This is a genomic window from Saccharopolyspora mangrovi, assembly GCF_035320975.1.
GTDB lineage: Bacteria > Actinomycetota > Actinomycetes > Mycobacteriales > Pseudonocardiaceae > Saccharopolyspora > Saccharopolyspora mangrovi.
Genome location: NZ_JAWLNX010000009.1, coordinates 157,313 through 177,199, shown reverse-complemented (window position 1 = coordinate 177,199; position 19,887 = coordinate 157,313). Strand labels below are relative to the sequence as shown.

The following is a 19,887-nucleotide window of genomic DNA, read 5'->3' as shown; positions in this document are numbered from 1 at the left end:
GTCCGAGAACCCGCTGCGGCGCCCGTCTCGAGGGTGGACAGCACGCCTCGCGGCCCCGCCGCTCGCACCTACGCGCAACACAGATCCGGAGAAATCCCCTCGAAGTGAAGGCGTTCCGAAAGGGACGCCGGGTCCGCCGTGCCCAAAAGTCCACTGTGGATCGTAATTGCGTTGCAACACAACGAAAACCGGGAAAGAACACCTCGTGCCGATAGTGACTTGACGACATGACCCAGCGGGTTTGGGAGCTGAAAACATGGCCAGAACCGACACATCCAGCACCGTGCACCCGGTCGACGAAGTACTACCACCCACTCGGCTGATCGCCTTCGGCATCCAGCACGTCGCTGCGATGTACGCGGGAGTGGTGGCACCACCGCTGATCGTCGGCGAGGCCATCGGGCTACCACCGCTGCAGATGACGTTGCTGATCGGCGCGAGCCTGTTCACCGCGGGCATCGCCACGGCGCTGCAAGCCTTGGGCGTGTGGAAGATCGGCGCCCGGATGCCGTTCGTCAACGGTGTGACGTTCGGGTCCGTGGCGCCGATCCTCGCGATCGTCGCCCAGCAGAGCGGGTCGCAGAACCCGCTCTCGGTGGTCTACGGATCGGTCCTCATCGCCGGTGTGCTGGCGTTCCTCGCCGCGCCGTACTTCTCGCGGCTGGTGCGCTTCTTCCCGCCGGTGGTCAACGGCACCGTGATCACCCTGATCGGGCTCTCGCTGATGCCGGTGGCGATCAAGTGGATCGCCGGGCAGGACAGCGACGCCCCCGACTACGCGGCACCGCAGAAGGTCCTGCTCGGTGGGATCACCTTCGTGCTGGTGCTGCTGTTCAACCGCTTCCTCACCGGCTTCCTGAACCGGATCGCGCTGCTCATCGGCCTGCTCGTGGGCACCCTGATCGCCTGGCCGATGGGCCTGATCGACACCAGCACCTTCGCATCGGCGCCGCTGTTCAACCTCCCGGTCCCCTTCCAGCTCGGAACGCCGACCTTCAGCATCACCGCCACGCTGTCCATCTGCATCGTGATGCTGGTGGCGATGATGGAGAGCACCGCCGACATGATCGCGCTCGGCGAGATCGTGGACCGGCCCGCCGACGAGAAGACCATCGCCGCCGGTTTGCGCGCCGACGGCGCGGGCAGCGCCCTCTCGGCCATCTTCGGCGGGTTCACCTGCAGCGCGTTCGCGCAGAACATCGGCCTGGTCGCGCTGACCGGCGTGCGCAGCCGCTTCGTGGTCGCCACCGGTGGCGGCGTGCTGGTGCTGCTCGGGCTGTTCCCCGTCGCGGGCGCGGTCGTCTCGCTGGTGCCGCAGCCGGTGCTCGGCGGAGCCGCGCTGGTGCTGTTCGGATCGGTGGCCACCAGCGGCATCCGCACGCTGAGCACGGCCGGTCTCGGCGACCCGCAGCACGCGCTGATCGTGGCCGGTGCGCTCGGGCTCGGCCTGATCCCGGTCGTGGCGCCCTCGTTCTACGACCACTTCCCCGAGGCGCTGCGGACCGTCCTCGACTCCGGGATCAGCACCGGCTGCATCGCCGCCCTGCTGCTGAACCTGCTGTTCTCCAAGCGGCGCGAAACCCAAATGTCGTAATTGCCGAGCAACGACCGCTTTTCGGTGTCACCAAAATGGAATGATCACATTCCGCATTGCTCCAGCCGAAGGAACCTGCCTCGGTGATCGGAGGCAATCACGGTTGCGCGGGAAACTATTGCCGACCGGGCTCGTTGATCCCCGAAATGCCGCACCAACACATGGGAGTCGCAATGCGGATGCGGACCCTGATCACCACGAGCCTGGTCGGCTTATCACTGGTGGCAACGCAAGCGAGCGCCGGAGCCGCCGCCGGCGACCCGCTGACCGAGAAGCAGTGGGGACTGCAGCAACTGCACGCCCCGGAGGCCTGGGCGAGCAGCACCGGCTCCGGGTAGACCATCGCGGTGGTGGACACCGGCCTCGACCTCGGGCATCCCGAGTTCAGCGGGAAGCTCGTCCCGGGCGCCACCTTCTCCTGCGGCGGAGGCCCGGCGCCCTGCGGCAACGGTGACTGGACCGGCGCCGACGGCGTCGGGCAGGAATCCGACGTGCACGGCACGCACGTCGCGGGGATCGCGGCCGCGGCCGCGGGCAACGGCGTCGGCGGCGCCGGTGTCGCACCGGACGCCAAGATCATGCCGATCAAGGCGCTGGAGAACGGTTCCGGCACGTTCGAGGAGATCGGGGCGGGCGTGCGCTACGCCGCCGATCACGGCGCGAACGTGATCAACCTGAGCCTGGGAGCCCAGCCGGGCATCCAGGTGCTGACCCTGCTGGGCGTCCAGTCGGCCACCAAGGAGGCCATCGCCTACGCCCGGGACAAGGGCGTGGTCGTCGTGGCCTCGGCAGGCAACGAGACGGCGCCGCTGTGCGACACCCCGTCCTGGGAGCAGGGCGCGCTGTGCGTGGCGGCCACCGACGCCGACGAGATGCACGCGGTGTACTCCAACCTCGGCGTCAAGCTCAACCTCCGGGCGGTCTCGGCCCCGGGCGGTTCGTCGCTGGGCGACTGCGACGGCGACGTCTGGTCCAGCGTTCCGCGCGGGACGGGCAGGCCGGAGTGCGGGCAGGCCGACTACGACGCCCTCGCCGGGACGTCGATGGCGGCCCCGCAGGTCGCCGGGGTCGCCGCGCTGCTGGGCGCGCAGGGACGTGACGCCGCCGGTGTCGAGGACGCGCTGATCTCCACGGCGCGCACCCCGGTCGCCGGTCTGCGCGGGGTCTACAACCCCGTGTACGGCTACGGCATCGTCGATGCCGCGGCCGCGGTGGCCTTCCAGGGCTGACCCTCCCCCGAAACCGCGGCTGGTAGTAGTTCTCGCTATTACCAGCCGCGGTTCTTCATTCGCTGCCCGAAGCGCTTTTCATTCGAAACCGGTCGCATCAGCCACTCGATCTACGGAAGAATGGTCCGATGGGTTGCCGCCGAGTAACCCAAATGATCATGAAATTCGGGAGTGTGCAGTGGACCTTTCCAAGCTGTTCCAGATGGTGTCCCCGGCGAAGCAGCACCATTCGCGCGGAAGCGATCACCACCACCGCCGTCACGGCAGCAGCGACGACCACCGCCGTCGCCGGCACGACAGCAGCGACCACCGCCGTCGCCACCGCAGTCACAGCTGACCCCAGCGGTGTTGATCGATTCCTTGACCTCGTCCTACTACTACGGAGAGCCGGAGCAGAACTGGGGACCAACCGGTGCGCCGCTGGCGCCCGGCGACTCCCTCGCCTCCGGCTACCGGGTCGTCGACCACCTGCGGCGCGGCAGCAGGCTCGACGTCTACGACGTGTGGAGCGAGCAGCGGTCCTGCCGCTGCATCGCCAAGACGATCCGGCCCGAGCGCGCCACCGACGAACGCGCGATCGCCTGGCTGCGCAACGAAGGAGTGCTGCTCACCCAGCTCACCCACCCGCACCTGGTGCGCGGCTACGAGATCGTGCGCAGCGCCGAACCGGAGCGCCCGGTGGTGATCACCGAGACGCTGCCCGGTCACACCCTGAGCTACCTGATCGGCGAGCTGAGCAGGCTCCGGCCGGTCGACGCCGCGGTGCTGGGCATCCAGCTGTGCTCGGTGCTCGGTTACCTGCACGGGCACGGCTGGGTCCACCTGGACGTGAAACCGTCCAACGTGGTGGAGATCGGTGGCCGGGCGGTGCTGCTCGACCTGAGCCTGGTGTGCCGGATCGGTGAGAAGAGCTCGGCGGGCACGTTCGACTACCTCTCGCCGGAGCAGGCCCGGGGTGAGCGGATGTCACCCGCCGCCGACGTCTGGGGGCTCGGTGTGACGCTGTACGAGGCGCTGTCGGGCACCACGCCGTGGGCCTCGGCGTCGCACCGGGAACGCACCACCGGCGGCAGCCGCTACTACCCGCAGCGCGACGAGCAGGCCGCCCCGCTGCGCACCCACCGGCGGCTGCCCGCGGCGCTCTCGCGCACCGTGGACGCCTGCCTGACACCGGACCCGAAGTCGCGGCCGAGCATCGCGGAGGTCTCCGCCAAGCTCGTCGAGTGGTCCGGCATGGACCCCCAGTCCATCGGCACCTAGCGGCGGCGCCGGAAGGCGATCGAGCAGGCCACGACGGCCGTCGCCAGGGCGAGCTGTCCTCCCCAGACGATCCGGTTGACGTTCACCGCCGGATGCCAGGCGACGGCTCCGTCAGCGTTGACGGAGAAGGCTCCGACCGGCCGGGCCACCACTCCGCCTCCGCCGCCCGCTCCTTCCGCGCCACCGCCGCCCAGGCCGCCGCCGACCCGCACGGAGGCCACGGGCACCAGCGTCGTGTCGCCCTGCCGCACGGGTTCTCCGAAGACCTGGTGGTCGCCGAGCCGATCGGCCAGCTCCCGCAGCACGTCGTCCTGCATCTCGCACCCCTCTCACGTGGTCGTGCCGACAGTCTGCCCGGCATCACCGTTAACACGCTCTGCACATGACCGGAACGCCTGCGTCACGATCACCGGCTCCGATGTCCGTACTTTTGATGACTGTCGGATTCGTTGATCACAGGGAGTTCAGCGTGGACACTCTCCGCATCCCAGGGTCGCGGCGGTGAGCAGGAAGGGCGTCGTCGGACGAACGGGGGCGCGGTTCGGCTCGGCAGCGATGCGCGACGTGTGGGAGGAAGCGGAGTCCGAGGAGGCGGATCTCCCGGCCGGGGACGACGACTCGATCGTCGAGCTCACGGGCGCCAGGTTCGGCTCGCCGTCGCTTCGCCGCCGCTGGAAGCGGGAAGTCGAGGGAACCCGCGATCGCGCGGAACCCGAAGCACCGCAACCGGTTCCACCTCCACCGGAGCCCGAACCCGAACCGCCCGCGGCGATCGAGCCCGGGCCTCCGGCGCCGCTGCGGCGTCCGGAGAGCGACTGGGACGAGCCGCCCGCCTCGATGATCCGCCCCTACGCGCACACCGCGGGCCGCACCCGGACGACGCTGTCGCTACCGCTGGAAGCGCTGATCTCCACGACCGGGCGCTGCCCGCTCGGCGATCGCCCGCCGGAGTGGCGGACGATCGCCGGGCTGTGCGTGGTGCCCCGGTCGGTGGCCGAGGTCGCGGCCGCGCTGTCGCTCCCGGTCGGCGTCGTGCGGGTGCTCATCGCCGACATGGCGGGCTCGGGCGCGGTCACCGCGCACGAGACCGTGAGCACCTCCAGCACCGCCCCGAGCCAGGCGCTGCTGGAGCGCGTCCTCGAAGGGCTCCGCCGCCTCTAGGCCCCATTCCAGCCGGTACCGACCAGCCTCTAGAACCGGATGACCTGGCGCATGGCTCGGCCGGAGGCGAGTTCGTCCATCGCGTGGTTGATCTCGTCGAGGCCGATCGTGCCGGAGACGAGCTCCTCGACGGGCAGCTTGCCCGCGCGCCACAGCTCGGCGTACTCCGGGATGTCCTGCTGCGGCAGCCCGGACCCCAGGAACGAACCGACGATCGTGCGAGTCTCGCTGACCAGCGCCAACGGCGAGATGCTGGCGCGCGCGTCCGGCGAGGGCAGGCCGACCGACACCGTGCGCCCGGCGGGAGCGGTCACCTGGACGGCGGTCTCGAACGCGCGGGCGTTGCCGCTGGCGTCGATCACCACGTCGCTGCGGTGCCCGCGGTCGACGGCCTCGTCGGGGCCGAGCGCCTCGGTCGCACCCAGCTGCAGGCCGCGCTCCCGCTTGCCCTCCAGGGGGTCGACGACGGTGACGCTGCCCGCGCCGAGGGCCTTCGCGACCAGCACCGCAGCCATCCCGACCCCGCCGATGCCGACGACGGTCACGTCCTCGCCGGGCTGCAGCGCGGCCGCGTTCTTCACCGCCCCGCCACCGGTGAGCACGGCGCAGCCCAGCAGCGCGCCGATGTCCGGCGGCACGTCGTCGGGCACCGGCACCAGCGAGTGGCGGTCGACCACGGCGTGCGTGGCGAAACCGGAAACCCCGCAGTGGTGGTGCACTTCGCGGCCGCCCCAGCTCAGCCGGCGCTGCCCGGACAGCAGGGTTCCGGCGCCGTTGGCCGCCCACCCCGGAGTGCACAGCCGCTTGCCGCCGGCCTGGCAGGCCTCGCACTCCTCGCACCGCGGCACGAAGAACAACACCACGCGCTGCCCGGCCGAAACATCGGTCACCCCGGGTCCGATCCGCTCGACCAGGCCGCAGGCCTCGTGACCCAGCAGCATCGGCACCGGCCGCACCCGATTGCCGTCCACAACGGACAGATCGGAATGGCAGACCCCGGCGGCCTCCATCCGCACCAGCAATTCGCCCGGACCGGGCTCGTCCAGCTCGACCTCGGTCACCGCAAGCGGTTTCGTGGCCTCCCACGGCCCCGAACGCCCGCACTCCTGCAGCACCGCACCCCGGATCTCCATGCGCACACTCCTTCCACCCCCATCCCCACACACCGAACCCGCCCGGGCAACCCCTCAGCCGACGTCGAGCACGAGAGCCGTGACGTTGTCGTCGACGTCGCGGGCGAGGGCGGCCTCGACCAGCCGGTCGCAGGTCTGCTGCGGGTCGGAGTCGGAGCTCAGCAGCGCCTTGAGCTCCTCGGGGCCCTGGGTGTTGTAGAGCCCGTCGGTGCACAGCAGCAGGCGATCTCCCGGTTTGACCGACGCGCCGGCGTGGTCGACCTCGACCTCCGGCCCGACGCCGATCGCCCTGGTCAGCACGTGCCGGTGCGGGTGGTTGCGGGCCTGCTCGTCGGTGACCTGGTGGGCGCGCAGCAGTTCGGCGGGGACCGTGTGGTCCTGGGTGAGCTGCTCCAGGCGGTCGTCGCGCAGCCGGTACAGGCGGGAGTCGCCGACGTTGAGCACCACCGCGCCCGCGTCGGTCGTCATCGCCAGCGCCACCGCGGTGGTGCCCATCGACGTCCCGTCGGAGTGGGCTCGCCGCCACACCGCCTCGTTGGCCTGCCGCGCTGCGTCGAGCAGTCCGGCGATCGTCCGGTCCGCGGCGAAGGCGCGCTCCAGGGTGTCGAGAGCCAGCCTGCTGGCGACGTCACCGCTGGAGAAGCCGCCGATGCCGTCGGCCACCGCGAACAGCTCCTCGGCGACGAGCGTGGCGTCCTGGTTGCTCTCCCGGCCGCCGGTGTGCGTGCTGGCTCCGGAGTTGAGTGTGCTGGTCACAGCGGTTCCCTTCCTCGGCGGGGCTGCTGGGGCGACATCGGCGAGGAGGTCCGCGCGGGCCTCGGCCAGGGCTTTCCGGCGCGCTTCGGAGGACTCCACGATCTCGCGGTCCCAGCGCTCCCACTGCTCAGCGCTCGGGTCGGCGAAGTAGCGCGCGATGTCGTCCACCGGGACGTCCGCCTGCCGGAGCAGGGCGATGACGCGGGCCCGCTGCAGCTGGCGGGTCGAGTAGTAGCGGTACCCCGACCAAGCTTCGACCGCTTCGGGCAGCAACAGCCCGACGGCGGCGTAGGAGCGCAGCATCTTCGCGGACAACCCGCACTGCGCCGAGAACTCCCCGATGCTCAACAGCTCGTTCACACCACGAGCATGAGCCTTGACCGCGGGGAAGAGTCAACAACACGCGGAACCCCTCCGACCCACATACCCGACGACCGGAGTCTCCCCACCCCGATTACGGCGGTATTCAGGGCCCCGATTACCGCCGTAATCCGGGGAACGCTCGGGGTCAGAGGCGGCCGAGGGAGCGGAGGTCGGGTTCTGCGAGGCCGCGGTAACCCGGGCCCCGATTACCGCCGTAACCCGGGTTCCGATTACGGCGGTAATCGGGGGTCCGAATACCGCCGTAATCCGGGGAACGCTCGGGGTCAGAGGCGGCCGAGGGAGCGGAGGTCGGGTTCTGCTAGGCCCGTGAGGGTCTTGACCTCGTCGGCGTCGGTGGCGCCGTTGTCGAGGGCGCGGACGAAGGAGGCCGCCAGGGCGCGGGCCGTGGCGGGTTCGTCGAGGACCTCGGCGGAGCCGGTGCCGGTGTAGGCGGCGAGGCGGGCCGCTTCGGCGGGTGCCGAGTCGCGGAAGGCCGCGAACACCGCCGCGTAGCGGGTCGCCAGCTGCGCCGGGTGCAGGTCCCAGCCCTGGTAGAAGCCGTGCGCCAGGGAACGCCGCACCAGCTCGTAGTGGGTCTGCCAGCCCTTGATGACCTGGTCGCCGACCGGCAGCACGTTGGTGGAGCCGTCGGAGAGGAACACGCCCGTGCCCGCTGCGGCGACCTGCATGGCGTGCCGCGCGTAGTCGCAGGCGCGGTGCGCGAGGTGCTGGTGGGCGGCGGTGAGCCCGCAGGACGCGGTGTAGTCGTAGGTGCCGAAGTGCAGCCCGGTGACCCGCCCGGCCCCGGCGCGCAGGAAGCGCGGCAGCGCGAACCGGCCCTCGGAGTCCACGATGGACTGAGTGGTCTCCACCTGGATCTCGAAGCGCAGCGTGCCCTCGTCGAGCCCGAACCGCTGCTCCAGCAAGCCGAGGATCTCCACGAACACCTCGACCTGCGCGACGTCGACGACCTTCGGGAAGGTCAGCACGAACCCGTCCGGCACACCCCCGGTGCGCGCCAGCAGCGCGGTCAGGAACACGTCCAGCGTCCGGACCGAGCGTTCGCGCAGCTCAGGCATGTCGTAGGACTTCACGCGCAACCCGAAGTCGGTCGGCGCCACGCCGTCGCGCAACCAGTCGGCCACGACCCCGGCGGTGCGCACCGCGTCGTCGTCCTCGGCGTTGGCGCGGTAGCCGTCCTCGAAGTCGATCCGCAGGTCCTGCACGGGAGATCCGGCCAGCTTGGCCCGCACCCTGGGGTGCACGGCCTCGGCGATCTCCGAGGTCAGCCCCAGGATCTCGGCCAGCCGGGAGGGTGTGGCCGCGTGCTCGTCGAGCGCCGCCAAGGCCTCATCGGCCCAGTCCCGCAGCACGTTCTCGTGCACCCGGTCCGCGGGCACGTAGCAGGTGTGCACCGGTTGCAGGTCGGAACGAGCACCCGGGTACGTCCGCGCCATGTGCTCGTCCACAGTGGATAAACAAGCGAGCCGCCGGGCGACTTCCGCGGAATCCAACGAGGTTTCAGCCACTTGCACCCTCCCTAGAGACAAAGCGGGGGCACCGGCTTGTCCGGTACCCCCGCGATGACAACTCAGTCGATCTGCTCGTAGGCGGGCAGCGTCAGGAAGTCGACGAAGTCGTCGGCCACCGCCACCTGCTCGAACAGCTCAACCGCGCGGGAGAGGTTCTCGGTCGGGAAACCGGCCTCCCCGCGCAGCGCCTTCTCCGTGTCGGCCAGGGTCTCCCGGACCAGCTCCAGGGTCACCGTCTGGCCACCGGCCAGCTGCACGTTGTTGTGCAGCCACTGCCAGATCTGCGAACGCGAGATCTCGGCGGTCGCGGCGTCCTCCATCAGGTTGTGGATCGCCGCCGCACCGTTGCCGCCGAGCCAGGACACGATGTAGCGAACACCGACGTCCACCGCGCCGCGCAGGCCCTCGATGGTCTTCTCACCGGGGGTCTCCGAGACGGCGAGCAGCTGGTCGGCGGTGACGTTGACGTCCTCGCGCTTGCGGTCGATCTGGTTCGGCTTGTCGCCGAGGACCGCGTCGAACTCCTCGAAGCAGATCGGCACCAGGCCCGGGTGCGCGACCCACGAACCGTCGAAGCCGTCGCCGGCCTCGCGCTTCTTGTCGGCGTGGACCTTGTCCATCGCCGCCGCGTTGGAGTCGTCCTTGGTCGGGATGAACGCGGCCATGCCGCCGATGGCGAACGCACCGCGCTTGTGGCAGGTGCTCACCAGCAGCTCGGTGTAGGCGCGCATGAACGGCGCGGTCATGGTCACCGCGTTGCGGTCCGGCAGGATGTACTTGTCGGAGTCGCGGAAGGTCTTGATGACGCTGAACAGGTAGTCCCAGCGACCGGCGTTGAGACCCGCGGAGTGGTCGCGCAGCTCGTAGAGGATCTCCTCCATCTCGAACGCGGCCGGGTAGGTCTCGATCAGCACCGTCGCGCGCACCGAGCCGTGCGGGATGCCCAGTTCCTTCTGCGCGTGGGTGAACACGTCGTTCCACAGCCGCGCCTCGAGGTGGCTCTCCATCTTCGGCAGGTAGAAGTACGGGCCGCTGCCGCGGTTGATGAGCTCACGGGCGTTGTGGAAGAAGTGCAGGCCGAAGTCGACCAGCGCGGCCACGACCGGCTTGCCGTCGACCTCGATGTGCTTCTCGTCGAAGTGCCAGCCGCGCGGGCGCACCAGCGGCACCGCGTGGGTGACGTCGTCGCGCAGCGTGTAGGACTTGCCGCCCGGGACGTGCAGCTCGATCTGCTTGCGGACGAGGTCGTAGAGGTTGACCTGACCGGAGACGACGTTGTCCCAGTGCGGGGTGTTGGCGTCTTCCAGGTCGGCCAGCCAGATCTTGGCGCCGGAGTTCAGCGCGTTGATGGCCATCTTGCGGTCGGTCGGACCGGTGATCTCCACGCGGCGGTCGGCGATGTCGGCCGGCGGCGCGGCGACCTGCCAGTCACCTTCGCGGATGTGCTTGGTCTCCTCGAGGAAGTCCAAGCGCCCCTTCTCAGCGGCCTCCGCACGACGCTGCTTGCGACGTTCGAGCAGCTCATCGCGCCGCGCACCGAAGGCCCGCTGCAGGCTGGCCACGAACTGCAGCGCCTCGGCGGTGAGGATCTCGTCGCCGCGCTCGACGGCGCCGCCGAGGACCTTCACCCCTGCCGTTTCGGACATGAATCGTCCACCTCTTTCTGCTGCCGGATATCAGACGGTGGCTGATGGCTCACCTTGCCGCGTGACGAGCCGGCGCGCACCCGCGAGCAGGTCCGTCACAACCGGAGAACATCTGCATGAAATTCTGCATCGTGGATGTTAGTTTCCACATAGCGTCAAAAGCAACATGAGCTTGCGCACGCACCACGAACTAGACTTCTGCTGGATCCGGAAGAGGGAGTTCTGCGATGACGACTGGCCCACGGCGGGCGAACCAGGGCGGAGGGGTGCAGTCGGTCGAGCGCACCTTCGAGCTCCTGGAGCTGATGGCCGATGCCGGCGGCGAGGTCGCCCTGTCCGAGCTCGCCGAGAAGTCCGGACTGCCGCTGCCCACCATCCACCGCATCATCAGGACCCTCGTGAACAGCGGATACGCCCGGCAGCAGCCCTCGCGGCGGTACGCGCTGGGGCCGCGGCTGATCCGCCTCGGCGAAACCGCCAGCCGCGCGCTGGGCTCCTGGGCGCGGCCGTACCTGGCCGAGCTGACCGAGGTCACCGGCGAGTCGGCGAACATGGCGGTGCTCGACGGCGCCCAGATCGTCTACGTCGCGCAGGTCCCCTCACCGCACTCGATGCGGATGTTCACCGAGGTCGGACGCCGGGTCGACGCCCACGCCACGGCGGTCGGCAAGGCCGTCATGGCGACCATGCCCGCCGACGAGGTCAGCCAACTGCTGTCGCGCACGGCGATGAACCCGCAGACCGAGCGCACCATCACCGACGTCGAGGCGATGCAGGAGGAGCTCGGCCGCATCCGCGAGCAGGGCTACGCCATCGACGACGGCGAGCAGGAGGTCGGCGTCCGCTGCTACGCCGTGGCGGTCCCGGGCGCCCCGGCGGGCGCCGGCATCTCCATCTCGGGCCCCGAAGGCCGCATGACCCGCATCGCCACCGACGAGGTCATCCCCCTCATGCAGCGCCTCGCCAAGGACCTCTCCACCGAGCTCAGAGCCACCGCCTGACCACGAGCCCCCTCACCACCTGACCAGGTGCCCTCCCGCACCCACGGGCCCGAAGGTCACCTCATCGAGGGGTCTTCCAGATTTCAATGGAAGTCGGAAGCACGATTTCAATGGAAGTCAGGACCACGACTTCCCTTGAAATCGCGACGACGACGGGACCACCAGACCAGGCCGAGGACCAACGCGGCGAGGGCCACCAGCGGCAGGCCGAGCAGGCCCGTTGCCGTTTGGACTCGCTCGTAGGCCTCGCCGGAGTAGGCGCCGAGGAGGGCCAGGCCCGTTCCCCAGACGGCGCCGACCGGGGCGTTGCAGGCGGTGAAGTGCAGGTGGGGCATGCCGGAGCGGGCCGCCAGGCGGGGGACGAGGGTGCGGACGACCGCGAAGCACTGGCAGATCGCGGTGGTCCGCCCGGCTCGTCCGTCCAGGGCGGACTCGACGCGCTTCATGCGAGCCTCGCCCACCCGCTCGGCCAGGCGCCGGTTCAGCACGCCGGGGTGGGCACCGCGGAAGTAGCCGTGCTGGCAACCGGCGATCGTGGCCGCCGACGCGACCAGCGCCGCCGCCCAGACCGGCAGGGCACCGTGCCCGGCCAGCCAGCCCAGCGCCAGGACCGTGCCCGATCCGGGCAGGAAAACGCCGATGAGCAGCCCGGATTCGGCGAACAGCACCACGGCGGCGATCGCGAGCGCGAGCAGACCGGGGAACCCGGCCAGGAATTCCGTCACCCGGTGAGCTCGCCGAGCCGCTCCGGCCAGCCCTCACCACGCGGTTCGAGGGTGAGTTCGCGGACGTCGTCCTCGCGGCGGCGCAACCGCACCATCAGGTGGGTGTCGGAGAGCTGGTCGGCCAGGCCCTCGCCCCACTCCACCACCACGGCGGCGTCGGTGAGGTCGGTGTCCAGGTCGAGGTCGTCGATCTCCTCGAGCCCGCCGAGGCGGTAGGCATCGACGTGCACCAGCGCGGGCCCGTCGGTCTCCGGCCTGTGCACGCGGGCGATGACGAACGTCGGCGAGGTGATCCTGCCGGTCACCCCCATGCCTGCCGCGATGCCGCGGGTCAGCACGGTCTTACCGGCGCCCAGCGGCCCGTCCAGCAGCAGCAGGTCGCCGGCGCGCAGCGCGGCGCCGAGCCGACGACCGAACTCCAGCGTGTCGGACTCCTGCGGCAGTTCCACGGTCTTCAGCGCGGCACTCAACTCCCGGTCCCCTTCTTGAACTTCATGCCGGTGGCGCGCCGCAGCATCGCCACGATCTCGTTGGTGACCAGGTCGGGGCGCTCCAGCATCACCGGATGCCCGGCGCCCTCGACCTTGACCAGCGTCGCGTCCGGCAGCTCCCCGGCGAGCACCTCGGCGTGCGGGGAGAACGGCGTGAGCTTGTCGACATCGCCGCTGAGCACCAGCACCTCGCAGGTGTTCAGCGCCGCCAGGGCCTTCTTGCGGTCGTGCAGGCTGATCGTTTCGAGGAAGTCGGTGACGACCTCCACGGTGGTGGCGCCGATCATCTCAGCCATCAGGTCCACCACGGCCGGGGACACCTTGCGGTCCCCGAAGGACAGCGCGCGGATGATGCTCCACGCCAGCCGGTCGCCCATCTTGCGGGTGCGCTCGACCAGGCCCGGGTTGAGCTCGGACAGCAGCGCGAGCCCGCGCGGCACGGGGTTGGCGCGGGACAGCCAGGTGCGCGGCAGTCCCGCTTCGCCGAGCTGACCCGCGGAGGTGCCGATGAGCGCCACCGCGCGGACCCGGTCGGCGAACAGCTTGGGGTTCTGCTCGGCCAGCGCCATGATCGTCATGCCGCCCATCGAGTGGCCGACCAGCGCGATCGGGCCGCGGGGAGCGGCGGCGCGCAGCACGGCGTCGAGGTCGCGGCCGAGCTGGTCGATCGTGCTGTTCTTCTTGCTGGAGTGACCGGAGCGGCCGTGGCTGCGCTGGTCGTACTGCACCAGCCGCACCTTGGGGCCGAGCAGTTCGGGCAGGTCGCGGCGCTGGAAGTGCCAGCAGCGGGAGTCCAGCGCGAAACCGTGCACGAGCACGACGGTCAGCGCGGGTTCACCACCTGTGGCGGGCCCGATCTCCTGCACCGACAGCGGGACCCCGTCGTCGGCGGCGACGGTGGACTGCCGGTCGGGCTGCAGCCTGCCGAGGGGTTCTTCGACGAACGCCTCGTCGCCCTTGCGCTGCACTGCGGCGCGCGTGCTGTGCGCGGCCACGCCCACGGCGGCGCCGGTGACCGCGGCCCCGATCACCCCGCTCGTCCAGGCCAATGCCTGCCACACCGGTTTCACGTCGCCTCCACTCGGTTCCGGCGGCGGAACGTGAAGATCGTTACAGAACGCAGTGCCGGTTGCACACCGCTATGTGTGCTGCGCCCCACTCGCGCGGTGCGATTCCGCCTGGAATGCCGCTTTTCGGTCATGACTCCTCCAGCTCGGAGTCGACGACCGTGCGCGTCACCCGCGGCCGGTACATGCCGGTGACGATCTCGTAGTGGATGGTGCCGAGCTGATCGGCCCACTCGGCGGCGGTCGGTTCGCCCAGGTCACCGGCGCCGAAGACGATCACCTCGTCCCCTTCGACGACCTCGTCGTCGCCGCAGTCCACGACCAGCTGGTCCATGCACACCCGGCCGCGCACCGGCCGGCGACGTCCCGCCAGCCACACCTCCATGCGGCCGGACAGGCTGCGCGGCACGCCATCGGCGTAGCCGACCGGCACCAGCGCCAGGTTGGTGGGCTTCTCCGCGGTCCACGAGTGCCCGTAGGACACGCTCTCACCTGCGGGAACGCGCTTGGTCAGGGACACCGACGAGCGGAAGGTCATGGCCGGGCGCAGGCCGTGGTCGCCGGCCTGCGGAACCGGGTCGAGCCCGTAGACGGCGATGCCCGGGCGGACCACCTCGAAGTGCAGGTCGGGCCGTGTGAGCACGGCGGCGGAGTTGGCCAGGTGCCGGACCGGGGCGAGCCCGGCGGCTCGCGCCTGCTCGTAGGCGCGGTGGAAGCGCTCGGCCTGCATGTCGATCGACGGGTGGCCGGGCTCGTCGGCGCAGGCCAGGTGCGACCACACGGCCTCGACGCGGAGGTGTCCGGCGGCCTCGGCCTTCGCGGCGGCTTCGACCAGCGCGGGCCACAGCTCGGCGGGGCAGCCGCTGCGCGCCAACCCGGTGTCGATCTTGAGGTGCACCCGCGCGACCCGGTCCTGCGCAGCGGCGGCGGCCACGATGCGGGCCAGCGTGGCCTGCGACGACGCCGAGAGCTCGATGTCGGCGTCGATCGCCGGGCCGAACTCGTCGGCCTCGGTGAACAGCCAGCACAGCACCGGTGCGGTGATCCCGCCCTCGCGCAGCTGCAGCGCCTCGCCGAGGGAGGCCACACCCAGCCGGTCGGCACCGGCCTGCAGCGCGGCCCGCCCGACGGTGAGGGCTCCGTGGCCGTAGCCGTCGGACTTGACGATCACCATCGTCCGCGCACCGGAGTGGGCGGCACGGCCCGCGAGCACCCGGACGTTGTGGCGGATCGCATCGACGTCAATCCGCAGGTCGGCGCGGTACACGTGCTGGTCACTCATGGCCTGGTCATGGTCCCACATCAGCCATCCCACCCTTCGCCCGACGTGGCCTTTCCCCAGCTCAACGCACCGAAGGGACGCCTCGGGCCGCCCACTCCCACGCGACATCCCACCATCGTGTGGAAGCCGGCCGATTTTCGGGCGGAGTCAGGAGGGCAGGGCCGCGTCCCGGACCGCGCCGATGGCGTGCGGGACGGCGTCGAGGAGGGCCGAGGCGCCGATGGGGGCTCCGGCTTCGGAGCGGGGGCCGTCGCCGCTGGTTCCGTGGGCGGCGAGCTCGGCGGCCAGCGAGTGGACGTGGGCCGCGTAACCGCAGGCCAGCAGGGGTTCGACGCCGGTGGCGAGCAGGGCGCCGATCAGGCCGGTGAGCACGTCCCCGGAGCCCGCCGTGGCCGGCCACGCCTGGCGGGCGTCGTTGACCAGGACCCGTCCGTCGGGGGCCGCGATGACCGTCGTGTTGCCCTTGAGCAGCAGGAACGCGTCGCAGCGGGCCGCGACCTCGCGAGCCGCGGTGACCCGGTCCGCGCCCAGGCCTTCGCCCGCCAGCCGGGCGAACTCGCCCGCGTGCGGCGTCAGCACCAGCGGCGCGTCGGGGTCCCGGGAGTCCCACATGGTGTCGTCGTCGGCGAGCAGCGTGATCGAGTCGGCGTCGGCGCACACCGGACGGCCGGATTCGAGCACGAACCGCAGCACGTCGCGGCCGCTCGAACCGAGCCCGATGCCGGGCCCCACCGACCACGCCTGCACCCGCCCCGCGTCGCCGACGGAGCCGGTCGCGACGACCTCGGGCCAGCGGGCGCGCACCTCGTCGGCGGCGTGCCCGGCGTAGCGCACCATCCCGGCGGTGGCCCGCACGGCCGCGCCGGTGGTCAGCACCGCCGCACCCGGGTAGGTCGCCGAACCGGCGGCGACGCCGACGACCCCGGTGCTGTACTTGTCGTCCTCCGGGCCGGGGATCGGCCAGCCCTCGCCGATCTCGGCGGCGTCGAGCAGCGCGAACTCCGGTTCTGGCAGCTCATCGGCGATGCCGACGCCGGCCGCGGTGACCTCGCCGGAGCGCACCGCCCCGGCGCCGAGCACGTGGCAGGGCTTGAGCCCGCCGAAGGTGACGGTCAGGTCGGCCGACACCGCGGGCCCTTCGACGGCCCCGGTCACCGGGTCGACGCCGCTGGGCAGGTCCACCGCCACGATCGGCACGATCACCCGGCGCACCAGCTCGGCCGCGACGGGCCGGAGCGGACCGCGCGCCGACAGGCCCACGATCCCGTCGATGACCAGGTCGGCGCGTTCCAGCGCGTCGGCGGCCTCGGCGCCGATCCCGGCGGTGTCGGCGTTGGCGCCCTCGGCGGGCACGGCCCGGCCACCGGCGCGGCGGAGCCCTTCGAGCCCGGCCGCGTGCGCCTTCTCCGGCGCCAGCAGCACCGCCGTGACACCGACGCCGCGCCGCCGCAGGAACGCTCCCGCCCACAGCGCGTCGCCGCCGTTGTTCCCGGCCCCGACCAGCAGCGCGACGCGCCGCCCGGCGACTCCGCCGGTCTGCTCGGTCAGCACCCGCGCGCACTGCCCGGCCACCGCGTAGGCGGCGCGGCGCATCACGACCGGTTCCGGTGTCCGGGCGAACAACCGCTGCTCGGCAGCCCGAACCTGGTCAGGAGTCCACACGCCCTGCATCACGAGCCCTCTCGCCGACCCACAAGATCCGCCGACAGTGTGCCCCAGCCAGCCATCACCCGGCGGGTGACGCGAGTTCAACGGAAACCGCGTCACCGATTTCAATGGAAATCAGGGACCGGACTTCCATTGAAATCGCGTCACCGGACATCACTCGACCGTGACGGACTTCGCGAGGTTCCGGGGCTTGTCGACGTCGTAGCCGCGCGCCCGCGCGATCTCCGCGGCCAGGACCTGCAGCGGAATCGTCGACACCAGCGGCTGCAGCAGCGTCGGCACGGAGGGGATCGAGATCAGCTCGTCGGCGAAGGGCTTGATCTCCTCGTCACCCTCCTCGGCGATCACGATCGTGCGCGCGCCGCGGGCCTGGATCTCGCGGATGTTGGACACCATCTTGGCGTGCAGCAGCGCCCGCCCGGTCGGCGAGGGCATCACGATCACGACCGGCAGCTTGTCCTCGATCAGCGCGATCGGGCCGTGCTTGAGCTCACCAGCGGCGAAGCCCTCGGCGTGCATGTAGGCGAGCTCCTTGAGCTTGAGCGCGCCCTCCAGCGCCACCGGGTAGCCGACGTGCCGGCCGAGGAACAGCACGGCCTTCGAGTCCGACAGCTCCTGGCCGAGCTTGCGGACCTGGTTGACGGTCGACAGCGTGCTGCGCACCGCCTCCGGCATCGCGGCGAGCTCGTCGAACTCGCGCGCCACCTCGTCGGAGTACTTCGTGCCGCGCGCCTGCGCCAGGGCCAGCCCCACCAGGTAGTTCGCCGCGATCTGCGCGAGGAACGTCTTGGTGGCGGCCACGCCGATCTCCGGGCCCGCGTGGGTGTAGAGCACCGCGTCGGACTCGCGCGGGATCTGCGCGCCGTTGGTGTTGCAGATCGCCAGCACCCGCGCCCGCTGGGTCCGCGCGTGCCGCACGGCCTCCAGGGTGTCGGCGGTCTCACCGGACTGCGAGATCGCCACGACCAGGGTGTCGCGGCCCAGGACCGGGTCGCGGTAGCGGAACTCGCTGGCCAGCTCGACCTCGACCGGGATGCGGCACCAGTGCTCGATGGCGTACTTGGCGAGCAGACCCGAGTGGTAGGCGGTGCCGCAGGCGACGATGAACACCTTGGTGATGTCGCGCAGGTCCTGCTCGGTGAGCCGCTGCTCGTCGAGGACGATCTGGCCGTTCGCGAAGTGGCCGCGCAAGGTGTCGGCGAGCGCCTCGGGCTGCTCCTCGATCTCCTTGAGCATGAAGTAGTCGTGGCCGCCCTTCTCGGCGGCCGAGAGGTCCCAGTCCACGCGGAACGGCTTGGCCTCGACCTCGACGTTGTCGAAGTCGCTGACCCGGTAGCCGTCGCGGGTGATGGTCACGACCTGGTCCTGGCCGAGCTCGACCGCGTCGCGGGTGTGCTCGATGAACGCCGCCACGTCCGAGGCCACGAAGTGCTCACCCTCGCCGACGCCGACGACCAGCGGCGAGGAACGCCGGGCCGCCACGATCGTGCCCGGCTCGTCGGCGTGCGTCACGACCAGCGTGAACGCGCCCTCGAGGCGTCGCGCAACGGCGCAGGCGCTGGCGGTGAGGTCACCGGCGGTCGGTCCGGCCGAGTAGGCCGCGGACACCAGGTGCGCGGCGGTTTCGGTGTCGGTCTCGCTGGCCATCTCGACGCCGTCGGCCTCCAGCTCGGCCCGCAGCGCGGCGAAGTTCTCGATGATGCCGTTGTGCACCACCGCGACGCGGCCCGAGGTGTCCCGATGCGGGTGGGCGTTGCGGTCGGTGGGTGCACCGTGGGTCGCCCACCTGGTGTGTCCCATGCCGCCGTTGCCCTCGAACTTGGAGGCCTCGCCCCCGGCGAGCTTCTTCTCCAAGTTCGACAGCGCTCCGGCCGCTCGCTCCACCGCGAGGCTGCCCTCGCCGTCGAGCAGCGCCACGCCTGCCGAGTCGTAACCCCGGTACTCGAGTCGCCGGAGTCCGCCCAGCACGACTTCGAGCGCCTGGCGATGTCCTACGTAACCTACGATGCCGCACACGCGAGTCAGGGTAGCCATTCCGGTCGAACGGAACATGATGGAGCCCTGGCGACCCACATCACTACCGCGCGCGTGCGCGTAGATCCGCTACGGTTGTCGATTATGGCGCGCAAAGCCAAGAAGCTGCCCTCCGCGAAGCACGCGTTCGTCGAGCTGTCCCGTCGTGGCCCGCACGACGTGCTGCACGGCGACCTGGCACTGGTCGGCCTGCCCGGCATGGTCTGCACCCCGCGGGAGGGGACGAGCCTGCCCGCGGTCGTGTTCGGGCACGGCTGGCTGCAGCCGCCGCGCCGCTACCTGAACCTGATGAGGCACCTGGCGAGCTGGGGCATCGTCGTGGTCTCGCCCGCGACCCAGCACGGCCCGCTGGCCTCCCACCGCCTCTACGCCGAGGACATGCGCACCGCGCTGGACATCGCCGTCGGCGTCCGGCTCGGCGACGGGAAGATCAGCGTCGACGAGAAGAAGCTCGGCGCCGCCGGTCACGCGATGGGCGGAGGTTGCGCCGTCCTGGCCACGGCCGAGGACCCGCGCATCAAGGCGGTCGCCACGCTCGCCGCGGCGGAAACCCACCCGTCAGCCCTGGAGGCCGCCGCGAAGGTCACGGCCCCCGCCCTGCACCTCGCCGCCGCCGAAGACCTGCTGACACCACCGGTGGCCAACGCCGAACCGATCTCGCGCGCCTGGGGCGGCCCGGTGCAGCTGCGCACCATCAAGAAGGCCACGCACCTGGGCTTCACCGAGGGCGCGCACTGGTCCCAGCTCCTGCTGCACGGCAAGCCCGAGTACAACACCCAGCGCATCACCAAGGGCCTGCTCACGGCGTTCTTCCTCCGAGCCCTCGCCAACGACCGCCGAGGCGACCTCCTGCTCAACGAGAACATCAAGGGCAGCACCATCGACCAGGTCAACACCCACGGAAAACTCGCCGCGTAGAGCTGTGCGGAACACTCCCGCACCACT

The 19,887-nt window shown here is 71.0% G+C and carries 18 protein-coding genes; 7 read left to right on the top strand and 11 right to left on the bottom strand.

Features of this window, described 5'->3' with window-relative positions:
* Positions 1-256: 256 nt before the first annotated feature.
* The 4 genes from R4I43_RS15500 (at position 257) to R4I43_RS15485 (ending at position 4,083) form a co-directional block, all read left to right on the top strand.
* Positions 257-1,594, top strand: coding sequence for a nucleobase:cation symporter-2 family protein (locus R4I43_RS15500; protein ID WP_324266311.1), 1,338 nt, complete (start codon positions 257-259; stop codon positions 1,592-1,594).
* Between the two features lie 173 nt (positions 1,595-1,767).
* Positions 1,768-1,932 carry a hypothetical protein gene (locus R4I43_RS15495; RefSeq protein WP_324266310.1) on the top strand — a complete coding sequence of 55 codons (165 nt, stop codon included), beginning with the start codon at positions 1,768-1,770 and terminating at the stop codon, positions 1,930-1,932.
* Between the two features lie 12 nt (positions 1,933-1,944).
* Complete coding sequence (locus R4I43_RS15490) at positions 1,945-2,823, top strand: S8 family serine peptidase (protein WP_324266309.1); 879 nt, start codon at positions 1,945-1,947, stop codon at positions 2,821-2,823.
* Between the two features lie 345 nt (positions 2,824-3,168).
* Entirely contained in the window at positions 3,169-4,083 is a 915-nt protein-coding gene (locus R4I43_RS15485) for a serine/threonine-protein kinase (RefSeq protein ID WP_324266308.1), read from the top strand.
* Here the strand turns inward: R4I43_RS15485 and R4I43_RS15480 are convergent.
* Positions 4,080-4,400 (bottom strand): hypothetical protein, encoded by a 321-nt coding sequence (locus tag R4I43_RS15480; protein WP_324266307.1) that lies wholly within the window; start codon positions 4,398-4,400, stop codon positions 4,080-4,082. The genes R4I43_RS15485 and R4I43_RS15480 overlap by 4 nt on opposite strands.
* Before the next feature lie 184 nt (positions 4,401-4,584).
* Between R4I43_RS15480 and R4I43_RS15475 the strand changes: the two genes are divergently transcribed.
* The gene (locus R4I43_RS15475) at positions 4,585-5,244 is read left to right on the top strand and encodes a DUF742 domain-containing protein (protein ID WP_324266306.1); all 660 of its coding nucleotides are present in this window, start codon (positions 4,585-4,587) and stop codon (positions 5,242-5,244) included.
* Between the two features lie 29 nt (positions 5,245-5,273).
* Here R4I43_RS15475 and R4I43_RS15470 read toward each other — a convergent pair whose 3' ends face one another.
* The 4 genes from R4I43_RS15470 to aceB form a co-directional block, all read right to left on the bottom strand.
* Positions 5,274-6,377: an alcohol dehydrogenase catalytic domain-containing protein gene (locus R4I43_RS15470; protein ID WP_324266305.1), complete on the bottom strand. Its 1,104-nt coding sequence runs from the start codon at positions 6,375-6,377 to the stop codon at positions 5,274-5,276.
* A gap of 54 nt (positions 6,378-6,431) precedes the next feature.
* Positions 6,432-7,493, bottom strand: coding sequence for a protein phosphatase 2C domain-containing protein (locus R4I43_RS15465; protein ID WP_324266304.1), 1,062 nt, complete (start codon positions 7,491-7,493; stop codon positions 6,432-6,434).
* A 287-nt stretch (positions 7,494-7,780) separates the two neighbouring features.
* Positions 7,781-8,965, bottom strand: coding sequence for a DUF6986 family protein (locus R4I43_RS15460; protein WP_407691251.1), 1,185 nt, complete (start codon positions 8,963-8,965; stop codon positions 7,781-7,783).
* A 122-nt stretch (positions 8,966-9,087) separates the two neighbouring features.
* The gene (aceB, locus tag R4I43_RS15455; protein WP_324266302.1) at positions 9,088-10,674 is read right to left on the bottom strand and encodes a malate synthase A; all 1,587 of its coding nucleotides are present in this window, start codon (positions 10,672-10,674) and stop codon (positions 9,088-9,090) included.
* A gap of 227 nt (positions 10,675-10,901) precedes the next feature.
* Here aceB and R4I43_RS15450 point away from each other — a divergent pair, with 227 nt between their 5' ends.
* The gene (locus tag R4I43_RS15450) at positions 10,902-11,675 is read left to right on the top strand and encodes an IclR family transcriptional regulator (protein WP_324266301.1); all 774 of its coding nucleotides are present in this window, start codon (positions 10,902-10,904) and stop codon (positions 11,673-11,675) included.
* A 107-nt stretch (positions 11,676-11,782) separates the two neighbouring features.
* Here the strand turns inward: R4I43_RS15450 and R4I43_RS15445 are convergent, their stop codons facing one another.
* The 6 genes from R4I43_RS15445 to glmS form a co-directional block, all read right to left on the bottom strand.
* On the bottom strand, positions 11,783-12,400 hold the full coding sequence (locus tag R4I43_RS15445) for a DedA family protein (protein ID WP_324266300.1): 618 nt from the start codon (positions 12,398-12,400) through the stop codon (positions 11,783-11,785).
* A complete protein-coding gene (gene tsaE, locus R4I43_RS15440; RefSeq protein ID WP_324266299.1) occupies positions 12,397-12,870 on the bottom strand; it encodes a tRNA (adenosine(37)-N6)-threonylcarbamoyltransferase complex ATPase subunit type 1 TsaE in 474 nt (157 codons plus the stop codon). The genes R4I43_RS15445 and tsaE overlap by 4 nt, the downstream gene beginning before the upstream one ends.
* Positions 12,867-13,961: an alpha/beta fold hydrolase gene (locus R4I43_RS15435; protein WP_324266298.1), complete on the bottom strand. Its 1,095-nt coding sequence runs from the start codon at positions 13,959-13,961 to the stop codon at positions 12,867-12,869. Before R4I43_RS15435 ends, tsaE begins: the two co-directional genes overlap by 4 nt.
* A 127-nt stretch (positions 13,962-14,088) precedes the next feature.
* A complete protein-coding gene (alr, locus tag R4I43_RS15430; RefSeq protein WP_324266297.1) occupies positions 14,089-15,240 on the bottom strand; it encodes an alanine racemase in 1,152 nt (383 codons plus the stop codon).
* Between the two features lie 147 nt (positions 15,241-15,387).
* Entirely contained in the window at positions 15,388-16,911 is a 1,524-nt protein-coding gene (locus R4I43_RS15425; RefSeq protein ID WP_324266375.1) for an NAD(P)H-hydrate dehydratase, read from the bottom strand.
* Between the two features lie 150 nt (positions 16,912-17,061).
* Positions 17,062-18,924, bottom strand: a complete 1,863-nt coding sequence (gene glmS / locus R4I43_RS15420; protein ID WP_324266296.1) for a glutamine--fructose-6-phosphate transaminase (isomerizing) — start codon at positions 18,922-18,924, stop codon at positions 17,062-17,064.
* 102 nt (positions 18,925-19,026) lie between these two features.
* Between glmS and R4I43_RS15415 the strand changes: the two genes are divergently transcribed.
* Positions 19,027-19,860: a dienelactone hydrolase family protein gene (locus tag R4I43_RS15415; RefSeq protein WP_324266295.1), complete on the top strand. Its 834-nt coding sequence runs from the start codon at positions 19,027-19,029 to the stop codon at positions 19,858-19,860.
* Positions 19,861-19,887 lie beyond the last annotated feature (27 nt).

Excerpts from the sequence above, each read along its gene's own strand:
- R4I43_RS15425 (WP_324266375.1), bottom strand. The coding sequence starts at position 16,911 with ATGCAGGGCGTGTGGACTCCTGACCAGGTTCGGGCTGCCGAGCAGCGG.
- aceB (WP_324266302.1), bottom strand. The coding sequence starts at position 10,674 with ATGTCCGAAACGGCAGGGGTGAAGGTCCTCGGCGGCGCCGTCGAGCGC.
- R4I43_RS15500 (WP_324266311.1), top strand. The coding sequence starts at position 257 with ATGGCCAGAACCGACACATCCAGCACCGTGCACCCGGTCGACGAAGTA.
- R4I43_RS15450 (WP_324266301.1), top strand. The coding sequence starts at position 10,902 with ATGACGACTGGCCCACGGCGGGCGAACCAGGGCGGAGGGGTGCAGTCG.
- R4I43_RS15470 (WP_324266305.1), bottom strand. The coding sequence starts at position 6,377 with ATGGAGATCCGGGGTGCGGTGCTGCAGGAGTGCGGGCGTTCGGGGCCG.
- R4I43_RS15480 (WP_324266307.1), bottom strand. The coding sequence starts at position 4,400 with ATGCAGGACGACGTGCTGCGGGAGCTGGCCGATCGGCTCGGCGACCAC.
- R4I43_RS15495 (WP_324266310.1), top strand. The coding sequence starts at position 1,768 with ATGCGGATGCGGACCCTGATCACCACGAGCCTGGTCGGCTTATCACTG.
- R4I43_RS15415 (WP_324266295.1), top strand. The coding sequence starts at position 19,027 with ATGGCGCGCAAAGCCAAGAAGCTGCCCTCCGCGAAGCACGCGTTCGTC.
- alr (WP_324266297.1), bottom strand. The coding sequence starts at position 15,240 with ATGAGTGACCAGCACGTGTACCGCGCCGACCTGCGGATTGACGTCGAT.